Here is an 18845-nt window from a genome sequence, read left to right on the forward strand (position 1 = left end):
GCAAGGCGGAGGAGGGCGCCAACGCGGAGCGTTGGCAACTGACGACAACGCGGCAGATGCGCGTGCCAAGCCCCGCGACGCCGACATGATCCAAAGGAGAGGCCCTAGTCCGTACGGAAGCGGGGGCGCCCGGAGTCCTCTCCGGGCGCCCCCGCTCCTCTCACGCCTCCTTGCGCACGGAGAGCAGGTCCTCCAGCTGTTCCTCACGGGCCTGGGCGGCCACGAAGAGGAGCTCGTCGCCGGCCTCCAGGGAGTCCTCCCGGGTCGGCGTCAGCACGCGCGTGCCGCGGATGATGGTGACCAGCGAGGTGTCCTGCGGCCACTGGACGTCCCCGACCTGCGTGCCGGCCAGCGCCGACTCCTCCGGCAGGGTCAGCTCCACCAGGTTGGCGTCGCCGTGGCTGAAGCGCAGCAGCCGGACCAGGTCGCCGACGCTCACCGCCTCCTCCACCAGGGCCGACATCAGACGCGGGGTGGAGACGGCGACGTCCACGCCCCAGGACTCGTTGAACAGCCACTCGTTCTTCGGGTTGTTCACCCGGGCGACGACCCGCGGAACGCCGTACTCGGTCTTGGCGAGCAGCGAGACGACCAGGTTGACCTTGTCGTCGCCGGTCGCGGCGATGACGACGTTGCAGCGCTGGAGCGCCGCCTCGTCCAGCGAGGTGATCTCGCAGGCGTCGGCGAGCAGCCACTCCGCCTGCGGCACGCGCTCCACCGAGATGGCGGTCGGCGCCTTGTCGATCAGCAGCACCTCGTGGCCGTTCTCCAGCAGCTCGCCCGCGATCGAGCGGCCGACGGCGCCGGCTCCGGCGATGGCGACCCTCATCAGTGCCCGCCCTCCTCTTCGGGACCCTTGGCGAACGCCGCCTCGACCCGGTCGATCTCATCGGTGCGCATCATCACGTGCACCAGGTCCCCTTCCTGCAGCACCGTCTGCGAGCTGGGCAGGATCGCCTCGCCGAGCCGGGTCAGGAAGGCCACCCGCACCCCGGTCTCGTCCTGCAGCCTGCTGATCCTGTGCCCCACCCAGGCCGTGGAGGTGTGCACCTCGGCGAGCTGGACCCCGCCGGTGGGGTCGCGCCACAGCGGCTCGGCGCCCGAGGGGAGCAGCCGGCGCAGCATCTGGTCGGCCGTCCAGCGCACGGTCGCCACGGTGGGGATGCCCAGGCGCTGGTAGACCTCCGCGCGACGGGGGTCGTAGATGCGGGCGGCGACGTGTTCGATGCCGAACATCTCCCGGGCCACCCGCGCGGCGATGATGTTGGAGTTGTCGCCGCTGGAGACGGCGGCGAAGGCGCCCGCCTCCTCGATGCCCGCCTCGCGCAGGGTGTCCTGGTCGAAACCGACGCCGGTGACCCGGCGGCCGCCGAACGAGGAGCCCAGCCGGCGGAAGGCGGTGGGGTCCTGGTCGATCACGGCGACCGTGTGTCCCTGTTCCTCCAGGGCCTGGGCCAGGTCCGACCCCACCCTTCCGCAGCCCATGATGACGATATGCATCGCGTCACACCGCGCTTCCTGCAGGCCGTTCGGCCTTCATGACCTTCGTGCTCATGTCTCTCTTTCGGCTCGCCAGGCAAACATCGCGGCCTGCGTGCGGGCCGCCGGGCAACATCATGCCGGGGGAGCGCGGCCCCGACGCCCTCCGGGGTCAGGCCGCCGCGTTCGCCCGCCGGGTCCAACGTATCCGCACCGCCCGGGCGCGACCGAGGCCCGGGGCAAGGGGAGAACCGGCCGTCCCGGCCGCCCCGCGTCCCCGCGGCCGGGCCCCGGGCCCGCCCCGGGGCGTGACGGCCACGGCCGGGGCGGTCGTCCCGGCACGGAACTCCGGGGACCTGCGGAATCCGCGCCGCCCTCCGGTGATTCCACCCGGGGAGCGGGGCCGTATGGATGCCGTATGGATATGGGGTGGTGGTTGGGCGGCCCCCGGCCGGAAGGCTTACGATCCACTGCTGTGTCCAAATTGACCGACGTGCCCAAACGGATCCTCATCGGGCGCGCACTCCGAAGTGACCGGCTGGGGGAGACCCTCCTGCCGAAGCGTGTCGCACTGCCCGTCTTCGCCTCCGACCCGCTCTCCTCCGTGGCGTACGCCCCCGGCGAGGTGCTGCTGGTCCTGTCGATCGCGGGCCTGTCGGCGTACCACTTCAGCCCCTGGATCGCCGTCGCGGTCGTGGTGCTGATGTTCACCGTGGTCGCCTCCTACCGGCAGAACGTCCGCGAGTACCCGAGCGGCGGCGGCGACTACGAGGTGGCCACCACCAACCTCGGCCCCCGGGCCGGACTGACCGTCGCCAGCGCCCTGCTCGTCGACTACGTCCTCACCGTCGCCGTGTCGATCTCCTCCGGGATCGAGAACCTGGGCTCGGCGGTCCCGTTCGTCGTCGAGAACAAGGTGGCCTGCGCGATCGGCGTGATCGTGCTGCTGACGCTGATGAACCTGCGCGGGGTGAAGGAGTCGGGCACCTTCTTCGCGATCCCCACCTACGTCTTCGTCATGGGCGTCTGCCTCATGATCGCCTGGGGCGCGTTCCGCGGGATCGTGCTCGGCGACGAGATGCGGGCGCCGACCGCGGACTACGAGATCAAGCCCGAACACCCGGGCCTCGCCGGCTTCGCCCTGGTCTTCCTGCTGCTGCGCGCCTTCTCCTCCGGCTGCGCCGCGCTCACCGGCGTCGAGGCGATCTCCAACGGCGTACCGGCCTTCCGCAAGCCCAAGTCGCGCAACGCCGCCACCACCCTGGCCCTGATGGGCCTGCTCGCCGTCACCATGTTCTGCGGCATCATCGCGCTGGCCTCCGCCACCGACGTCCGCATGGCCGAGAACCCCGCCACGGACCTGGTCCACGACGGCGCCCCGCTCGGCGCGGACTACGTCCAGGACCCGGTGATCTCCCAGGTCGCCGAGGCCGTCTTCGGCCACGGCAGCGTCCTGTTCATGATCCTCGCCGCCGCCACCGCGCTGGTGCTGTTCCTCGCCGCGAACACCGCCTACAACGGCTTCCCGCTGCTCGGCTCGATCCTCGCCCAGGACCGCTACCTGCCCCGCCAGCTGCACACCCGCGGCGACCGCCTCGCCTTCTCCAACGGCATCCTGCTGCTCGCCGGCGCCGCCGGACTGCTGGTGGGGATCTACGAGGCCGACTCCACCCGGCTGATCCAGCTCTACATCGTCGGCGTGTTCGTCTCCTTCACGCTCAGCCAGACCGGCATGGTCCGCCACTGGAACCGGCTGCTGGCCACCGAGCGGGACCAGGCCAAGCGCCGCCCCATGGTCCGCTCCCGGGCCATCAACGCCTTCGGCGCCTTCTTCACCGGCCTGGTCCTGGTCGTCGTCCTGGTCACCAAGTTCACCCACGGCGCCTGGGTCGCGCTGCTCGGCATGTGCATCTTCTACGCGACGATGACGGCGATCCGCAGGCACTACGACCGCGTCGCCGAGGAGATCGCCGCCCCCGAGACGCCGGGCGACGACACGGTGCGGCCCTCCCGCGTCCACTCGGTCGTCCTGATCTCCAGGATCCACCGCCCCACGCTGCGCGCGCTCGCCTACGCCAGGCTGCTGCGCTCCGACACCCTGGAGGCGCTCAGCGTCAACGTGGACCCCGAGGAGACCAGGGCGCTGCGCGAGGAGTGGGAACGGCGCGGCATCGACGTCCCCCTCAAGGTGCTCGACTCGCCGTACCGGGAGGTCACCCGCCCGGTGATCGAGTACGTCAAGGGCCTGCGCAGGGAGTCGCCGCGCGACGTGGTCTCCGTGATCATCCCCGAGTACGTGGTCGGCCACTGGTACGAGCACCTGCTGCACAACCAGAGCGCGCTGCGGCTCAAGGGCCGGCTGCTGTTCACGCCGGGTGTGATGGTGACCTCGGTGCCGTACCAGCTGGAGTCCTCCGAGGCCGCCAGGAGGCGCGCCCGCAAGCGGCAGGAGTGGGCCGCCCCCGGCTCGGTGCGCCGCGGACCGAAGGAGCGGGCGAAGGGTCCCTCCTCGCACACGTAGACTGGTGGGCTGTCGTCCCGGGCCCCGAGGGGCCCGTCCGCTCTCGATGTTGTGGAGTCACCCCGCCATGCAGGCAGAACCGAGGAAATCACTGGTGGGGGAGGAGTACGAGGTCGAGGTCGGACCCGTCGCCCACGGCGGCCACTGCATCGCCCGCACCTCCGAGGGCCAGGTCCTCTTCGTCCGGCACGCCCTGCCCGGCGAACGCGTCGTCGCGCAGGTCACGGAGGGCGAGGAGGGGGCCCGCTTCCTGCGCGCGGACGCGGTGCGGGTGCTGGAGGCCTCCAAGGACCGGATCGACGCCCCCTGTCCCTTCGCCGGCCCCGGCCGCTGCGGCGGCTGCGACTGGCAGCACGCCAAGCCGGGCGCCCAGCGCCGGCTGAAGGGCGAGGTCGTCGCCGAGCAGCTTTGGCGCCTGGCCGGACTGACCCCCGAGGAAGCCGGCTGGGACGGCACCGTGGTGCCCGCCGAGGGCGACAAGGTCCCGGCCGGCCAGGTCCCCGCGTGGCGCACCCGCGTGCAGTACGCCGTCACCGCCGACGGTCGCGCGGGACTGCGCCGGCACCGCTCGCACGAGGTGGAGCCGATCGACCACTGCATGATCGCCGCGGAGGGCGTCAGCGAGCTGGGCATCGAGAAGCGGACCTGGACGGGCATGGACTCCGTCGAGGCGATCGCGGCGACCGGCTCCCAGGACCGCCAGGTGGTGCTGACCCCCAAGCCGGGCGCCCGCCTCCCCCTGGTCGAACTCGACCGCCCGGTCTCGGTCATGCGCGTCGACGAGCGCTCCGGGCAGCTCCACCGGGTCCACGGCCGCCCCTTCGTCCGCGAACGCGCGGACGGCCGCACCCACCGCGTCGCGGGCGGCGGCTTCTGGCAGGTCCACCCGAAGGCCGCCGACACCCTGGTCACCGCCGTCATGCAGGGTCTGCTGCCCCGCAAGGGCGACATGGCCCTCGACCTGTACTGCGGCGTCGGCCTGTTCGCGGGCGCCCTGGCCGACCGGGTCGGCGAGTCGGGCGCGGTCCTCGGCATCGAGTCCGGCAAGCGCGCGGTGGAGGACGCCCGCCACAACCTCGCGGACTTCCCCCGCGTCCGCGTCGAACAGGGCAAGGTCGAGTCCGTCCTGCCCCGCACCGGCATCACCGAGGTCGACCTCGTCGTCCTCGACCCGCCGCGGGCCGGCGCCGGCCGGAAGACGGTGGAGCACCTGTCGTCCCTGGGCGCCCGCCGCATCGCGTACGTCGCCTGCGACCCGGCGGCGCTGGCCCGGGACCTGGCGTACTTCCGGGACGGGGGGTACCGGGTGCGGACACTGCGGGTGTTCGACCTGTTCCCGATGACGCACCACGTGGAGTGCGTGGCGATTCTCGAGCCTGCAGCAAAGGGCGTCTGAGCTGCGGTTGCGCGGCCCAGGTGGGTCGCGCGACCTGTTCTCCTCCGTACAGCGGGCCGGGCAGACCCACTGCTTGTTCGAATCGCGGACGCCCAGGACGTCACCCGCACGGACCCGGTGCGACCCGGTGCGCGGCACGTCCCGGGTGCTCCGATCCGCTTCAGCCGCCGAGGGGAGTGATCCCTGAGGGAGCCGGGACCAGTCGGTACCCGCCGTCCTCGCGCAGCACGTGTCCGGCGGTCGGCGGCGGGAAGTGGCTCCCGAGCAGGAGAGTCGACGTACCGGCAAGTGAGCCGAGCACCTGGTTCCGGGTCCTGGCCGCGAGTTCGGGAGCGACGTCCACACAGCTGCAGAGCTCCGGATGCGCCATCTGGACCGGGTGGTGGATGCTGTCGCCGGTGACCAGCGCGGTCTCGCCACGGCTGCGCAGTTCCACCGCCACCTGCCCCGGTGTGTGGCCGGGGGTGGGCAGCAGACGGATGCCCGGCGCGATGTCCGTGCCCCCGTCCGCGACATCGATGAGGTCGAACAGACCTGCTTCCCGGACGGGGTGGACCGAGTCCCGGAACATCTGCCGACGCGCCTCCTCCATGTCGACACCCGCCCAGTAGTCCCACTCGGTGCGTGAGGTGAGATAGCGCGCGTTCGGGAAGGTGGGCACCCAGGCGTCGCCCTCGGCACGCGTGTTCCACCCCACGTGGTCGGCGTGGAGGTGGGTCAGGACCACGACGTCGACGCTCTCCGGCGCGAAGCCCGCCGCCCGTAGCCGTGCTTCGTAGTCGCTGTTCAGGTTGTGCCAGGCGGGGTTGGCGCGCCGCTTCCCGTTTCCGATGCCGGTGTCCACCAGCACCCGCATGCCGTCCACCTCGACGGCGAAGCTGTGACTCGTCAGGCGCAGGACGCCTTGTTCGTCGGCGAATTCGGGGCTCAGCCAGGGAGTCCGGCTCACGAGGTCGGGGGTTGCCCCGGGCAGCAGCCACGGACCGGTCCCGGCGGGCAGGACCACTTCGTCGATGCGTCGTACGGTGTGGTCGCCCACCGTCCAGGAAGGGGCGGGGGGAGTGGTGGACTCGGTCGTTTGCGATGAGGTGAACACGGCGACCTTCCTTACCTGTCATGGGTCGTGAGGACGGAGATGTCCGGAGCGGGTGTGTCGGGTGAGGCGGACGTGCAGTTGCTCGTCGCCGGGCGGGAGCGGGCGTCCGGGGACGGTGTCCGGCGCCGACTGCGCAGCGTCGCGGTCAGCGTCGCGACCGCGACGGCCGCCAGTACGGCCACGCAGCCGGCATGGGCCAGTGCTGCCGCACGCAGCCCGAAGCCGGCGGTGAGGGCGCCGGCGCCGATGGCGGGCAGACTCATCGCCAGGTAGCTGAGTACGTGGTAGGAGGCGAGCGTGCCGCCCTTCTCCCGTGCCGGGACCGAGCCGACGACCGCGCGCAGCGCACCCTGGGAGACGGCTCCGAAGCCGAACCCGGCCAGCGCCGCCCCGGCGAAGAGGAGTACGGGGTCGGTGAGACGGAGGGCACCCAGGGTCAGGAGGGCCGCCGGAATCACCGCGCAGCTCCCGAGGAGAGCGCAGACGTCGGCACGCATCCTGCGCGTGAAGTACACCGTCGGGGCGGCGACGGCCGTCAGCGTGAAGAAGACCATGCCGTCGGCGTATGCGGGTCCGCCGGGGGAGACGAGCCGTGTGAGGCCCGGTCCCAGGGACGAGTAGAAGCCGCCGAGTGCCCAGACGGCGACGACGCCGGCGCCGTGGAGCAGGAGAGCGTGGGCGGCCGCCGGCGGCAGCGCCAGGCGGGGCCGCGTCGAGCGCAGTGCCCCGGGACGGCGGCGGACGGTCTCGGACGTCGGGACGAGGGCGACGGCCTGCGCGGCGAACACGGCGATCAGGGCCGCGTACACCGTGATCGCCGGAACGGGGGCGAAGCGCACCACGAGGGTGGCCGCCAGGACGCCGGCGGCCATGCCCGTCACCGGCGCGATGCTGTTGGCCAGAGCGGGGCGACCCGGCCGGGCGGGATCTTCCAGGTCGAGGAGGGCCGCACCTGCTGCGCTGGTCGCCGCGCCGGTCGCGATGCCCTGCAGCACGCGGGCGCCGATCAGGGTGGTCAGGCCGCCGGCCGTCGCGAACAGTGCCATGGAGGCGACCTGGACCGCGAGCGCGCCCAGGAGCACGGGGCGGCGTCCGACATGGTCGGAAAGGGTTCCGGTCGTCAGCAGTGCGATCAGGAGCGCCAGGGCGTAGGCGCTGAAGACCACGGTGATGTCGAGGGACGACAACCGCCACTGAGCCTGGTAGTGGGGGTACAGCGGGGTCGGCGCGCTGGACGCGGCGAGCAGCGCGATCAGGATCGAGGCGTGCAGTGCGAACGGCAGGCGCCCGGATGGGGAGGTGCGGGGAGGCGCGAGGCCCGCGGGGACGCTCTGCATGCGAGTCCTTCCCGTGCTAAAAGCGACTGGTTTGCTTTAAGGCACCGTAGACCCTACGATCGACTAAAGCAAACGATTCGCTTTTGCGGTGGTCGGAGGCCCTGTACCTGCCCCGGCCCGTCGCGCCGCACAGATCCGGAAGGAAGCCATGACCAGCGAACTCACCCCCCAAGAGGCAGCCCGAGGGGCGCTGCGGGCGGGGCTCCCCCTCGGGGACGGCCGGCACGAGGGAGTGGCCATGACGGCCAACCACATCCACTCCGTGATCAGCACGTTGCGCGAGCTCGATCTCGGCGAGACCCCTCCCGCGTCCTCCTACCGAGCCGGACAGGGGGGCGCCGATGCAACCGTTTGAGCTGTCGCTGACCGAAGCCTCCCGTGCGGTGCGCGCACGGGAGCTGTCCCCCGTCGAACTCACCGAATCGGTGCTCGCCCGCATTGCCGCCGTCGAAGGACGGCTGGGCGCCTACGTCACCGTCACCGCCGAGGCGGCCCTGGCCGCGGCGGTCCGCGCCGAACGGGAGATCTCCCGAAGCGGACCGCGCGGGCCGCTGCACGGGATCCCCATGGCGCTCAAGGATCTGATCGACGCGGAGGGGGTGCCCACCACGGCGAGCTCGCGCGTCCGGGCAGGGCACGTGGCGGAACGCGACAGCCGGGTGGCCGAACGGCTCGGCGCCGCCGGGGCCGTCCTCCTGGGCAAGACGCACACGCACGAGTTCGCCTACGGCCTGACCACTCCGCAGACGAACAACGCCTGGGACCACAGCCGGGTTGCGGGCGGGTCGAGCGGCGGCTCGGCGGTGGCTGTCGCCGCCGGCGGGGCGACGTTCGCCATGGGTACGGACACGGGCGGTTCCATCCGGGTCCCCGCGGCCCTGAACGGCGTGGTGGGCCTCAAGCCGACCTACGGCCTGGTCCCACGCACGGGCGTGACCTCGCTGTCCTGGTCCCTGGACCACGTGGGCCCTCTCGCCCGCACCGTCCAGGACGTCGCGCTGGTGCTGTCGGCGACCGCCGGCCACGACCCGCGCGACCCGGCGAGCGTGTCCGGCCCGATGCCGGACCGCTTCCCGGGAGGCGACCTGCGAGGACTGAAGGTCGGCGTACCGCGGAACCACTACTTCGACCGGGTCACGCCCGAGGTCGAGGAGTCCGTACGCGACGCGATCGAGCGGCTGGCGGAGCTGGGGGCGGAGCTCGTCGACGTCGAGATCCCGATGGCGCGTTACATCCGGGCCGTTCAGTGGGGGCTGATGGTTCCCGAGGCCACCGCCTACCACGAGCGGTCGCTGCGGGCCACCCCCGACCTGTACGCGGCGGACGTCCGCATCCTGCTGGAGGCCGGCGCACTCACCTCTGCGGGCGACTACCTCCGCGCCCAGCGGGCCCGCACCATGATGCGGGACGCCTGGGCCCGCATGTTCGACGGGATCGACGTCCTCGCCGCGCCGACGGTGCCGATGACCGCCGCCGAGGCGGGGCAGGAAGCCGTCGAGTGGGCCGACGGCACGACCGAGGCCGTGTCGGACGGCTACGTCCGCCTCTGTGCCCCGGCCAACATCACCGGCGTCCCGGCCCTCACCCTGCCGGTCGGTCACGACCGCGCCGGACTGCCGATCGGCATGCAGCTGATGGCGCGCCCCTTCCACGACGCGACGGTGCTCCGTGTGGGCCGGGTCTACGAGGAGTCGGTGGCCGGCGCGGGGCGGCTTGCTCCCCTCGCGGCCTGAGGGAAGGCGGACGTTCCAGCCGGCGTGCGGTCGCGTCGCTGCAGGGGCGTCCGCCGTGCTCGGGCGCCCGGCCGCGCAGCCCCGCGGGTCGCCGACGCCGGCCACCGCCTAGAAGCAACAAAATCGCATTAAGGTGGGCCGCATGAGTCCCAAGCCCATGGTTCGCCCCGGCGGGCGCAGCGCACGCGTACAGGAGTCCGTCCATGCGGCGGTACGTGAACTCATGGAGGAGGTGGGCCGCGACGCGCTCACGGTCCCGATGGTGGCCGCTCGGGCGGGTGTGACCCCCTCCACGATCTACCGTCGTTGGGGCGACCTGCAGGAACTCCTGTCCGACGTGGCCGTCGAACGACTCCGCCCGGAAACGGATCCGGCCGATCTCGGAAGCCTGCGGGCCGATCTCGACGCGTGGGCGGAGCAGTTCCTCGACGAGATGGCCTCGCCGCCCGGGCGCGCCTACATCCGGGACGCCCTGCTCGGCGACCCCGACGGAACCAATGCCGGTCGGTGTTCGGCGTATGCCGCAGAGCAGATCGACGCCGTGCTGGCCCGTGCGGTGCAGCGGGGGGAGCCGGTGCCCGAGACGGAACTGCTGATCGACCGTGTCGTGGCGCCGATCATGTACCGCATCCTCTTCCGCCCTGGCCGACTGGACGCCGCGTACGCGCGCGAGCTCGTGACGAACGCCGTGTACGCCCAGCAGAGCGGGGCCGGCGCTCGCCCCACCCGGGCCGCCGCCCCTCGGCGCTCGAAGAAGGAACCCGACAACTGACCACTTCGCTCATCGGGCGGTCCGGCCACTGGGCCGTGGAGGCCAAGCGGCCGGCTGTACTGGCAGGGGTCCTGAAATCCCCGGCAATGACCGACCAGGACGTGGCCCTTGGGCGTGACGCCCGGTCGACGCTCCGACCGGTTTGGAGATCGGTGCGCAGGTCTGGGAATGTGATCCCACCCGCCGTTCGGCGCGCCCCGTGTTTTCCAGAACGTTGCGCTCCGACGGGATCAATATCTGTGCTCGCGGGCTGAGATTTCAACGGGACATGCAGGCAGGTTCTCTACCGCGATAAGCGAACTCGGATTTCTCCCCGCACGCAGGTCGCTGCGGCGTGCTACTGTCGATCCCAGTTGCAGTTGTGGTTCCCGAAAACTTCAAGTGCCTCCGGCCCGGCTCCTGTGCCGCTGGAAGCGCTTTTGTGCATCCGGTCTTTTTCCGGGCGGGGTGATCATCGCGGCGACGCGGGATCCGCACAGTGCGGACCCCGAGGCACTGCCCCGAAGGAGAAATGACATGGCTGCTGGCACCGTGAAGTGGTTCAACGCGGAAAAGGGTTTCGGCTTCATCGAGCAGGACGGTGGCGGCGCCGACGTGTTCGCCCACTACTCGAACATCGCCGCCCAGGGCTTCCGTGAGCTGCTCGAGGGCCAGAAGGTGACCTTCGACATCGCGCAGGGTCAGAAGGGTCTGACGGCCGAGAACATCGTTCCCGCCTGACGCTGACGCGCATTGCGTAGCTGGGACCCGCATCCTTTGGGGTGCGGGTCCCAGCTGCTTGCTTTTTCCGCAGCCTTTCCTCCTGCGGACGGCGACCGGGGAACTCGTGTGCCCACCGCATGCGAAGCATCCTTCAGGGGTGCGCACCCCGTCATGGCTTCATCGTGATGGACGTCCGAACACCGCGTCCACTGCGCGTCACTCATTCCAGCGCCCGCGCGCGTACGGATTTCCATCGGCCGGATGCGCTGTCGCGTTCCACCGGCCCGTTCCTGAAATTCCCCGTGCTGCTCATCGCTGCGGGAATTCCTTTTCGTGATCAGGGAACCGGCCCATCTCCGCAGGAGGCACCCTTTGACGCTGCTCCAGACGCACTTTTGCCCGGAGAGGGCCCGCCACGTGCACGGCACGGTGGCTGACGCCATGGAGGCGGCCGGACCGCAGGTCTGGGAGGACATGACGGTGGAGGTGGCACTGTCCGTGATGACCGCCGCCCGTACGGGGCATCTGGTCGTCTGCGACGACGACGGTCTGTGCACCGGCCTGGTCACCCGGGTCCGGCTCACGGCCGTTCGTGACGGCTCCGGTTACACGGACCGGATCCGTCTGCGTGACGTCGCCGACGTCATCGCTCCCTTCGCCTCACCGCTGGCCACGAGGGCCGAAGCCGAGCGTGCGATGCGGCACCGTCGGCTCGGGGCCCTGCCCGTGGTCGACGAACAGGGCAACGTCCTGGGCGTCCTCGCCCTCTCCCGCTGAACCGCTTCACGGCGGCCGGCTCCGTTCCTCCTTCTCCCCGTGAGGCATCATGCGCTGTGTCATCGCCCGCTTCCCGTTCGACCTGACCAGGAGCGGCGTGCTGGAATCGATGAAGGGCGTCAAGCCCGAACCGGTCACCGGTGAGTCCGTGATCATCGGACGACGCCACTACCCCGTCAAACAGGTCGGCGAGGTCGTCACCCGCCAGGACCGCCGCGATTTCAGCGCCGGCGAGGTCCTGCGGGCCATGTCCCGGCTCGGCTTCACCTGTCGTGGCCTTCCCGGGGCCGCACCCGCGCGTGTGGACAGCCCGTCGCAGCGCGCTTCCGCAATGCCCGGCACCCCCCTGCCCGGCTGATCGACGGGACGAACAGGAGCCGAACAGAACAGCGAGGGCCCCACCGGCATGCGCCGGTGGGGCCCTCGCTCCCCGTTCCGGCCGCCTGCGTCATCCATCGCCCCGGCGCAGCGGGTGCGGGTTCGCGGACCGCGGGGAAGCAGGGATCGCACAGGCGATGGATCATGCCGTCCCCTCTGCGGGTACCGTGAAGACATGAGCCATCCGCACCCCGAACTGAAAGCCGCCCCGCCCCTTCCCGAGGGAGGGCTGCGGGTCATCGCCCTGGGCGGTCTGGGGGAGATCGGCCGCAATATGACCGTCTTCGAGCACGCCGGCAAGCTGCTCATCGTCGACTGCGGCGTGTTGTTCCCCGAGGAGACGCAGCCCGGTGTGGATGTGATCCTGCCGGACTTCACCTCGATCCGGGACCGGCTGGACGACGTCGTGGCCGTGGTACTCACCCACGGCCACGAGGACCACATCGGCGGTGTGCCCTATCTGCTGCGCGAGCGGCGCGACATCCCCGTCGTCGGCTCCAAGCTGACGCTGGCGTTCCTGGAGGCCAAGCTCAAGGAGCACGGCATCCGCCCGCGCACGACGCGGGTGCGGGAGGGCGACCGGCGCGGTTTCGGACCCTTCGACTGCGAGTTCGTGGCGGTCAACCACTCCATCCCCGACAGCCTCGCGGTCGCGATCCGCACCCGGGCCGGGATGGTGTTGCACACCGGCGACTTCAAGATGGACCAGTTCCCCCTCGACGACCGCATCACCGATCTGCGCGCCTTCGCCCGCCTCGGCGAGGAGGGCGTGGACCTGTTCCTCACCGACTCCACCAACGCCGAGGTGCCCGGCTTCACCACCTCCGAGCGTGAGCTGAACCCGGCGATCGAGCAGGTGATGCGCACCGCGCCGCGCCGGGTCATCGTCTCCAGCTTCGCCAGCCATGTGCACCGCATCCAGCAGGTCCTGGACGCCGCCCACCAGCACGGCCGCAAGGTCGCCTTCGTCGGCCGGTCGATGGTCCGCAACATGGGCATCGCCCGTGACCTGGGCTATCTGAAGGTCCCCTCCGGTCTGGTCGTGAGCACGAAGGAGCTGGAGAAGCTCCCGGACCACAAGGTCGCTCTGGTGTGCACCGGCTCCCAGGGCGAACCGATGGCCGCGCTGTCACGGATGGCCAACCGCGACCACATGATCCGCATCGGCGAGGGCGACACCGTCCTGCTCGCCAGCTCCCTCATCCCCGGCAACGAGAACGCCATCTACCGGGTGATCAACGGACTCACCCGGTGGGGTGCCCACGTGGTCCACAAGGGCAACGCCAAGGTGCACGTCTCCGGGCACGCCAGCGCCGGCGAACTCGTCTACTGCTACAACATCGTCAAACCCCGCAACGTCATGCCGGTGCACGGCGAGTGGCGCCACCTGCGGGCCAACGGCGACCTCGCCGTCCGTACCGGCGTCGCCCCCGAACGGGTCGTCATCGCCGAGGACGGCGTCGTCGTCGACCTCGTCGACGGGCGCGCGTCCATCACCGGCAAGGTCCCCGCCGGCAACGTCTACGTGGACGGCATGGAAGTCGGCGGCGCCACCGAAGCGTCCCTCAAGGACCGCCTCACCCTCGCGGAGGAAGGCGTCGTCACGGTGGTGGCGATCGTCGACGCGGACACCGGCACCCTCGCCGAGGACCCCGACTTCCTGGCCCGCGGCTTCGTCCACGACGACGCCACCTTCCGGCCGGTCATCCCCGTCATCGAGAAGACCCTGGCCACCGCGGCCGAGGAAGGCGTCGGGGACGCGCACCAGCTCGAACAGCTCATCGCCCGCGCCGTGGCGAACTGGGCGTTCCGCACCCACCGCCGCAAGCCCCTCATCATCCCCGTCGTCATCGACGCCTGAGCCACAGCCCGGCGGGCGGGCGACGTCATCCGGGGCGCGGGCCGGTACCTCACGGACGGCTGGGCTCGTCGAAGCCGGTGACGGGGGGCGCTCGCTCGTCCCGGGGCGCCGCCCGCAGCCGGGGAGCCGAGGCGTCCGTCGGGGTGAGGCCGACGGACTCGAGGCTCCACGCCCGTCCGAAAGTTTCGAACGCCGCGCACGCGCTTGCGTTGGCCCTCCTCCCCATCTCGTTCCGTCCCTCGCGCCGGTTCGTGCAAGAGGTGGGTTGATCAGCGACGACGTACTCGCCAAGGCCTCCTTCGATGAAGGGAATGTTTCCGAAAGGCGGTCGAAAGTGTTGACAGGGCCATGGCGTTCTACGAAAACTGTGGCCACCGAACGGCAGGAAGCCGTCGTTCCCCTCGCGTCACGTGGCCGGGGACGGCGGCCGGTCGTTGCGGCACGACGGCGGACGACCCCGCCGTGTTCCATGCAAGGCCGCGGGCAGCAGCAGCCGCCCGCCCCCCACCAGCCTTCATCGGGAGGACGCATGCAGCAGGACGGCACGCAGCAGCACCAGATCCAGCAGAACCCCGCTTCCTTCGGCGGCCTGAGCCGGCGAGGTTTCCTCGGCGGTGCCGGCGCCGCCGCGTTCGCCACCGCGTCCGGACTGCTGCTGCCCGGCACCGCCCACGCCGCCACCACCATCACCACCAACCAGACCGGCTACGACGGCATGTACTACTCGTTCTGGACCGACGGCGGCGGCTCCGTCTCCATGACGCTCAACGGCGGCGGCAGTTACAGCACCCGGTGGACCAACTGCGGCAACTTCGTCGCCGGCAAGGGCTGGAACACCGGCGGGCGCAGGACGGTCCGCTACACCGGCTACTTCAACCCGTCGGGCAACGGCTACGGCTGCCTCTACGGCTGGACCTCGAACCCGCTGGTGGAGTACTACATCGTCGACAACTGGGGCAGCTTCCGGCCCACCGGCCAGCACAGGGGCACCGTCTACAGCGACGGCGGCACGTACGACATCTACAGGACGACGCGGTACAACGCCCCCTCCGTCGAGGGCACCCGCACCTTCGACCAGTACTGGAGCGTCCGGCAGTCGAAGGTGACCAGCGGCTCCGGCACCATCACCACCGGCAACCACTTCGACGCCTGGACGCGCGCGGGCATGAACCTGGGCCAGTTCAGGTACTACATGATCATGGCCACCGAGGGTTACCAGAGCAGCGGGAGCTCGACCATCACGGTCAGCGGCTGACCTCTGTCCGGGGGGACCGGCTGCGGGCTCCGTCCTCGTGACGGGACCCGCAGCCGGGGGCGTCGCGGACAGAGGGCCGCGGCGCCCGCTGTGACCTCGGCGGGGCCGCGGCGGGCCCGACAGGTCCGCGAGGTCCGGTCCGGACGCCGTGCACCGCGTCGGCGAAGATGTCCGCATGAACCAGGAGACGGACGGGGTGGGGGAAGCGATCGCGGGCGAGCTGCGCCTCATGGACCCCGAGGTGCGCGCGTCACGCTCGCTCGCCCGGCAGCTGCTGGACCCGGACTTCGTGGAGGTCGGCGCTTCGGGGCGGCGGTGGACGTATGACGAGATACTCGCCGCGATGCCCGGGATGGACGGTGCGGCGGAAAGCGGTCCGCGCTACGAGCCCTCACGGTTCACCGGTGTCCTGCTGGCTCCCGGGCTGGTACACCTCACCTACGAGACCACGCTGGACGGGGACCGGGTACGCCGCAGTTCGCTCTGGCGCAAGCAGGGGGCGGACGCGACCTGGCGGATGTACTACCACCAGGCCACGCCCGTCCCGCCCGACGGCGCGTGACCGCGGGCGCCGGCCGCTCGGCGTCACCCGCGTGGGAACGACGCAGCGCCCGGTGTCCCCGGGGCCGCGGGAGAGCTCTCAGCGGAGCGCCCCTTCACCTCCCGCGCGTTCACGGGTGGTGTGCCACTCGGAGGCGAGGACCGCCCAGAGCTGCTCGTCGTAGCGCCTGCCCTCGAAGGGCCACGCCTCGCGCAGGACACCCTCGAGCGTCATGCCGAGCCGCTCGGCCACCGCCGCGCTGCGGGCGTTGTCGGCCCGGCAGCGCCACTCGGCCCGGTGCAGGCCCCGGGAGGTGAAGGCCCAGTCCAGCAGTGCGCGGCACGCCCGGGTGACCAGTCCGTGGCCCTCCGCGGACGGTTCGAGCCAGCAGCCGACCTCGCACGAGCCGGAGGTGGTGTCGAAGGCGGTGAACATCACGCCGCCGACCAGCACACCGTCCCGCCGGATGCCGTAGAGGCGGGCGCCGTCGGCCGCCTGGCGTTCCGCGTACCGCCGGAGTGTGGCGCGCGCCCCGGCCAGGTCGTGGGTGACGAAGGAGGGCCCGACCCAGGGGCGGATGTGTTCACGCGCCCGGTCGAGATGGGCGGCGAACTCCTCGGCGTGCCGGACCTCCAGCGGGCCGAGGCGGGCGCCGTCGCGCAGCGGCAGTGAGAACACGAGGACCTCCTCATCCGTGTGACCAGTATGGCCGTGTGCCGCGTCGACGCGTCGCCGGGGCCCGGCGGGATCCTGCGGGACGGAGGCGTCGAGGGCGCCGGGTCCGCGGCGGCTACAGCCGGCGGAGGACGGAGCTCGGCGTCTCGATCTCCCGCGCGGAGAGCTTGTCGGTGAAGTGGCGGCGCACCGCGGCGTCCAGGCCGGGGTGCACGGCGGTGACGGCCCGGCGGCCGGTGTCGGCGAGGGTGACGACGCCGCCGCCGGCGCGTTCGCGGGTGACGAGCTGACGCCCGGTCACGCGGGTGAGCTGGTGGGAGAGCCGGGTGAGCCCGAGGACCTGCGGATCCACCTGGCGTCGCGGCGTACGTCGGCCGTGGCCACCGAGAGCGGACGGCCCGTGCCGATGACCGCCCCGGACCAGGCGGTGGCCTCGGGACGGCTGCCGGGCGGAGCGGTGGTCTCCTTCCACTACCGCGGGGGCGTGTCCCGGGGAACCGGCTTCCGCTGGGAGGTCGACGGCACCGGGGGCGACCTCGTCCTCACCGCCCGGCCACCCGCAGCTCGGTCCGCTCACCCTGGAGGGCGGCCGCGGGACGTCCACCGCGCTCGCTCCCCTGACGGTGCCGGAATCGTACGTGCGCGTCCCGCGACCGGACCCCCGGGCGGACGCGCCGGCCTACGCGGTCGCCCACGCCTACCGGCAGTTCCTGGAGGGCCTGCGGGAGGGCACGTCACGCGTACCCGGCTTCGCCCACGGCGGGCCGGGACGACGGCGAGGGCCGCCGCCGGGACGGCGGCGACCCTCGCGGTCATCGGTGTTCTCCGGGTGGCGGGCCCGTCAGGCGCGGGTCCAGCGCTGGTTGCTGCTGCCCGAGCAGGAGTAGAGCTGGACCTGGGCGCCGTTGCCGGTGCCGGCGGCGTCCAGGCAGAGGCCGGACTGGACGCCGACGACGGATCCGTCGGAGTTGAGGCGCCACTTCTGGTTGTCGCCGCCCCAGCAGCTGTAGATCTGGACCTTGGTGCCGTTGCCGGTGCCGGCGGCGTCCAGGCACTTGTTGCCGTAGACCCTCAGCTCACCGGCGTCGGTGAGCGTCCACTGCTGGTTGGTGCCGTTGTGACAGTCCCACAGCTGGACCTGGGTGCCGTCGGTGGTGCTGCTGCCGGGCACGTCCACGCAGCGGCCCGAGGCGACGCCCTTGAGCGTGTTGCCGTCCCCGGGCGGGGTGGTGGAGCCGCCGTTGAGCGCGTTGAGGACGGCGGTGTACGCGGGCTTCTTGCTGCCGTCGTTGTTGAACAGCAGCGGCGTGTCCCCCGAGCGCCAGGAGTCGCTGTCGCGCACGCCCCAGACGGTGACGCCGAGGCAGCGGGAGACGGCCAGGCAGTCGTTGACCACGTTGGCGTAGGTCGTGGACGAGGCGCCCTGGATGTCGAGTTCGGTGACGGCCACGTCGACGCCGAGAGCGGCGAAGTTCTGCAGGGTGGTGCGGAAGTTGCTGTTGTAGGGGCTGCCGCTGTTGAAGTGGGCCTGGAAGCCGACGCAGTCGATCGGCACACCGCGCGACTTGAAGTCCCGCACCATGTTGTACATGGCCTGGGTCTTGGCCCAGGTCCAGTTCTCGACGTTGTAGTCGTTGTAGCAGAGCTTGGCGGCCGGGTCGGCGGCGCGCGCGGTGCGGAAGGCGACCTCGATCCAGTCGTTGCCGGTGCGCTGCAGGTTGGAGTCCCGGCGGGCTCCCGAACTGCCGTCGGCGAAGGCCTCGTTCACGACGTCCCACTGGGCGATCTTGCCCTTGTAGTGGGCCATCACGCCGTTGATGTGGTTGATCATCGCCTGGCGCAGTGTGCTGCCGCTGAGGTTCTGCATCCAGGTGGGCTGCTGGGAGTGCCAGGCCAGGGTGTGGCCGCGCACCTGCTTGCCGTTCTGCACCGCCCAGTTGTAGACGCGGTCGGCGGCGGAGAAGTTGAACTGGCCCCGCTGCGGCTCGGTGGCGTCGATCTTCATCTCGTTCTCGGCCGTCACCGAGTTGAACTCGCGGTTCGCGATCGACGTGTAGGTCGAGTCGCCCAGCTTGCCCGAGGCGATGGCGACGCCGAAGTAGCGGCCGCTCTGCGCCGCCGCGGCACCGAGCGTGCTCTCGGCGGCCTGGGCGGGCGGCGCGGCCAGTGCGCCGGTCGCGCCGAGGGCGCCGACGAGCAGCGTCGGCAGCAGAACGCGGAGCTTTCGCCGGACGGCGGCTCCGGGAAGGGCACGAGAGCCCATGGATGTGCCTCCAAGGTAGGAATCACGGAAGGACTGAAGGGCGGGGGATCGCGTCGTCC

At 71.4% G+C, this 18845-nt stretch carries 18 protein-coding genes and 1 pseudogene; 12 read left to right on the forward strand and 7 right to left on the reverse strand.

The genetic code is table 11. The features are described 5' to 3' along the window. Window positions 1-160: 160 nt before the first annotated feature. Both ABTY20_RS24215 and ABTY20_RS24220 read right to left on the reverse strand, forming a co-directional pair. Window positions 161-829, reverse strand: a complete 669-nt coding sequence (locus tag ABTY20_RS24215; protein WP_351999137.1) for a potassium channel family protein — start codon at window positions 827-829, stop codon at window positions 161-163. Further along, the gene (locus tag ABTY20_RS24220; RefSeq protein WP_351999138.1) at window positions 829-1500 is read right to left on the reverse strand and encodes a potassium channel family protein; all 672 of its coding nucleotides are present in this window, start codon (window positions 1498-1500) and stop codon (window positions 829-831) included. The genes ABTY20_RS24215 and ABTY20_RS24220 overlap by 1 nt, the downstream gene beginning before the upstream one ends. 454 nt (window positions 1501-1954) lie before the next feature. On the opposite strand from ABTY20_RS24220, the gene ABTY20_RS24225 reads away from it, so the two are divergent. Both ABTY20_RS24225 and ABTY20_RS24230 read left to right on the forward strand, forming a co-directional pair. Continuing rightward, the gene (locus tag ABTY20_RS24225; protein WP_351999139.1) at window positions 1955-4000 is read left to right on the forward strand and encodes an APC family permease; all 2046 of its coding nucleotides are present in this window, start codon (window positions 1955-1957) and stop codon (window positions 3998-4000) included. A 67-nt stretch (window positions 4001-4067) separates the two neighbouring features. Then, complete coding sequence (locus ABTY20_RS24230) at window positions 4068-5396, forward strand: class I SAM-dependent RNA methyltransferase (protein ID WP_351999140.1); 1329 nt, start codon at window positions 4068-4070, stop codon at window positions 5394-5396. A 160-nt stretch (window positions 5397-5556) separates the two neighbouring features. Here ABTY20_RS24230 and ABTY20_RS24235 read toward each other — a convergent pair whose 3' ends face one another. Then, on the reverse strand, window positions 5557-6492 hold the full coding sequence (locus ABTY20_RS24235) for an MBL fold metallo-hydrolase (protein WP_351999141.1): 936 nt from the start codon (window positions 6490-6492) through the stop codon (window positions 5557-5559). An 11-nt stretch (window positions 6493-6503) separates the two neighbouring features. Beyond that, complete coding sequence (locus ABTY20_RS24240) at window positions 6504-7829, reverse strand: MFS transporter (RefSeq protein ID WP_351999142.1); 1326 nt, start codon at window positions 7827-7829, stop codon at window positions 6504-6506. Between the two features lie 148 nt (window positions 7830-7977). On the opposite strand from ABTY20_RS24240, the gene ABTY20_RS24245 reads away from it, so the two are divergent. The 9 genes from ABTY20_RS24245 (at window position 7978) to ABTY20_RS24285 (ending at window position 15869) form a co-directional block, all read left to right on the forward strand. Further along, window positions 7978-8184 carry a hypothetical protein gene (locus tag ABTY20_RS24245; protein ID WP_351999143.1) on the forward strand — a complete coding sequence of 69 codons (207 nt, stop codon included), beginning with the start codon at window positions 7978-7980 and terminating at the stop codon, window positions 8182-8184. Further along, entirely contained in the window at window positions 8171-9562 is a 1392-nt protein-coding gene (locus ABTY20_RS24250; protein ID WP_351999144.1) for an amidase, read from the forward strand. The genes ABTY20_RS24245 and ABTY20_RS24250 overlap by 14 nt, the downstream gene beginning before the upstream one ends. Before the next feature lie 142 nt (window positions 9563-9704). Beyond that, entirely contained in the window at window positions 9705-10334 is a 630-nt protein-coding gene (locus ABTY20_RS24255; RefSeq protein WP_351999145.1) for a TetR/AcrR family transcriptional regulator, read from the forward strand. 516 nt (window positions 10335-10850) lie between these two features. Next, a complete protein-coding gene (locus ABTY20_RS24260) occupies window positions 10851-11054 on the forward strand; it encodes a cold-shock protein (RefSeq protein ID WP_351999146.1) in 204 nt (67 codons plus the stop codon). A 354-nt stretch (window positions 11055-11408) separates the two neighbouring features. Continuing rightward, entirely contained in the window at window positions 11409-11813 is a 405-nt protein-coding gene (locus tag ABTY20_RS24265; protein ID WP_502991876.1) for a CBS domain-containing protein, read from the forward strand. Between the two features lie 49 nt (window positions 11814-11862). Beyond that, window positions 11863-12171 (forward strand): SCO5918 family protein, encoded by a 309-nt coding sequence (locus ABTY20_RS24270; protein WP_351999147.1) that lies wholly within the window; start codon window positions 11863-11865, stop codon window positions 12169-12171. Window positions 12172-12366: 195 nt separating this feature from the next. Continuing rightward, complete coding sequence (locus ABTY20_RS24275) at window positions 12367-14052, forward strand: ribonuclease J (RefSeq protein ID WP_351999148.1); 1686 nt, start codon at window positions 12367-12369, stop codon at window positions 14050-14052. 529 nt (window positions 14053-14581) lie between these two features. Next, on the forward strand, window positions 14582-15307 hold the full coding sequence (xynA, locus tag ABTY20_RS24280) for an endo-1,4-beta-xylanase XynA (protein ID WP_351999149.1): 726 nt from the start codon (window positions 14582-14584) through the stop codon (window positions 15305-15307). 175 nt (window positions 15308-15482) lie between these two features. Next, window positions 15483-15869 (forward strand): nuclear transport factor 2 family protein, encoded by a 387-nt coding sequence (locus ABTY20_RS24285; protein WP_351999150.1) that lies wholly within the window; start codon window positions 15483-15485, stop codon window positions 15867-15869. 78 nt (window positions 15870-15947) lie between these two features. Here the strand turns inward: ABTY20_RS24285 and ABTY20_RS24290 are convergent, their stop codons facing one another. Together ABTY20_RS24290 and ABTY20_RS24295 are read right to left on the reverse strand one after the other, a co-directional pair. Further along, window positions 15948-16526: a GNAT family N-acetyltransferase gene (locus tag ABTY20_RS24290; protein ID WP_351999151.1), complete on the reverse strand. Its 579-nt coding sequence runs from the start codon at window positions 16524-16526 to the stop codon at window positions 15948-15950. Between the two features lie 112 nt (window positions 16527-16638). Further along, window positions 16639-16875 (reverse strand): hypothetical protein, encoded by a 237-nt coding sequence (locus ABTY20_RS24295; protein ID WP_351999152.1) that lies wholly within the window; start codon window positions 16873-16875, stop codon window positions 16639-16641. A 54-nt stretch (window positions 16876-16929) separates the two neighbouring features. On the opposite strand from ABTY20_RS24295, the pseudogene ABTY20_RS35395 reads away from it, so the two are divergent. After that, a pseudogene (locus ABTY20_RS35395) lies at window positions 16930-17010 on the forward strand (hypothetical protein); the annotation flags it as partial. Window positions 17011-17364: 354 nt separating this feature from the next. On the opposite strand, the gene ABTY20_RS24300 reads toward ABTY20_RS35395, so the two are convergent. Next, window positions 17365-18786 (reverse strand): endo-1,4-beta-xylanase, encoded by a 1422-nt coding sequence (locus ABTY20_RS24300; protein ID WP_351999153.1) that lies wholly within the window; start codon window positions 18784-18786, stop codon window positions 17365-17367. Between the last annotated feature and the right edge of the window lie 59 nt (window positions 18787-18845).

The organism is Streptomyces sp. NPDC126497, assembly GCF_040302425.1.
Classification (GTDB): Bacteria; Actinomycetota; Actinomycetes; order Streptomycetales; family Streptomycetaceae; genus Streptomyces.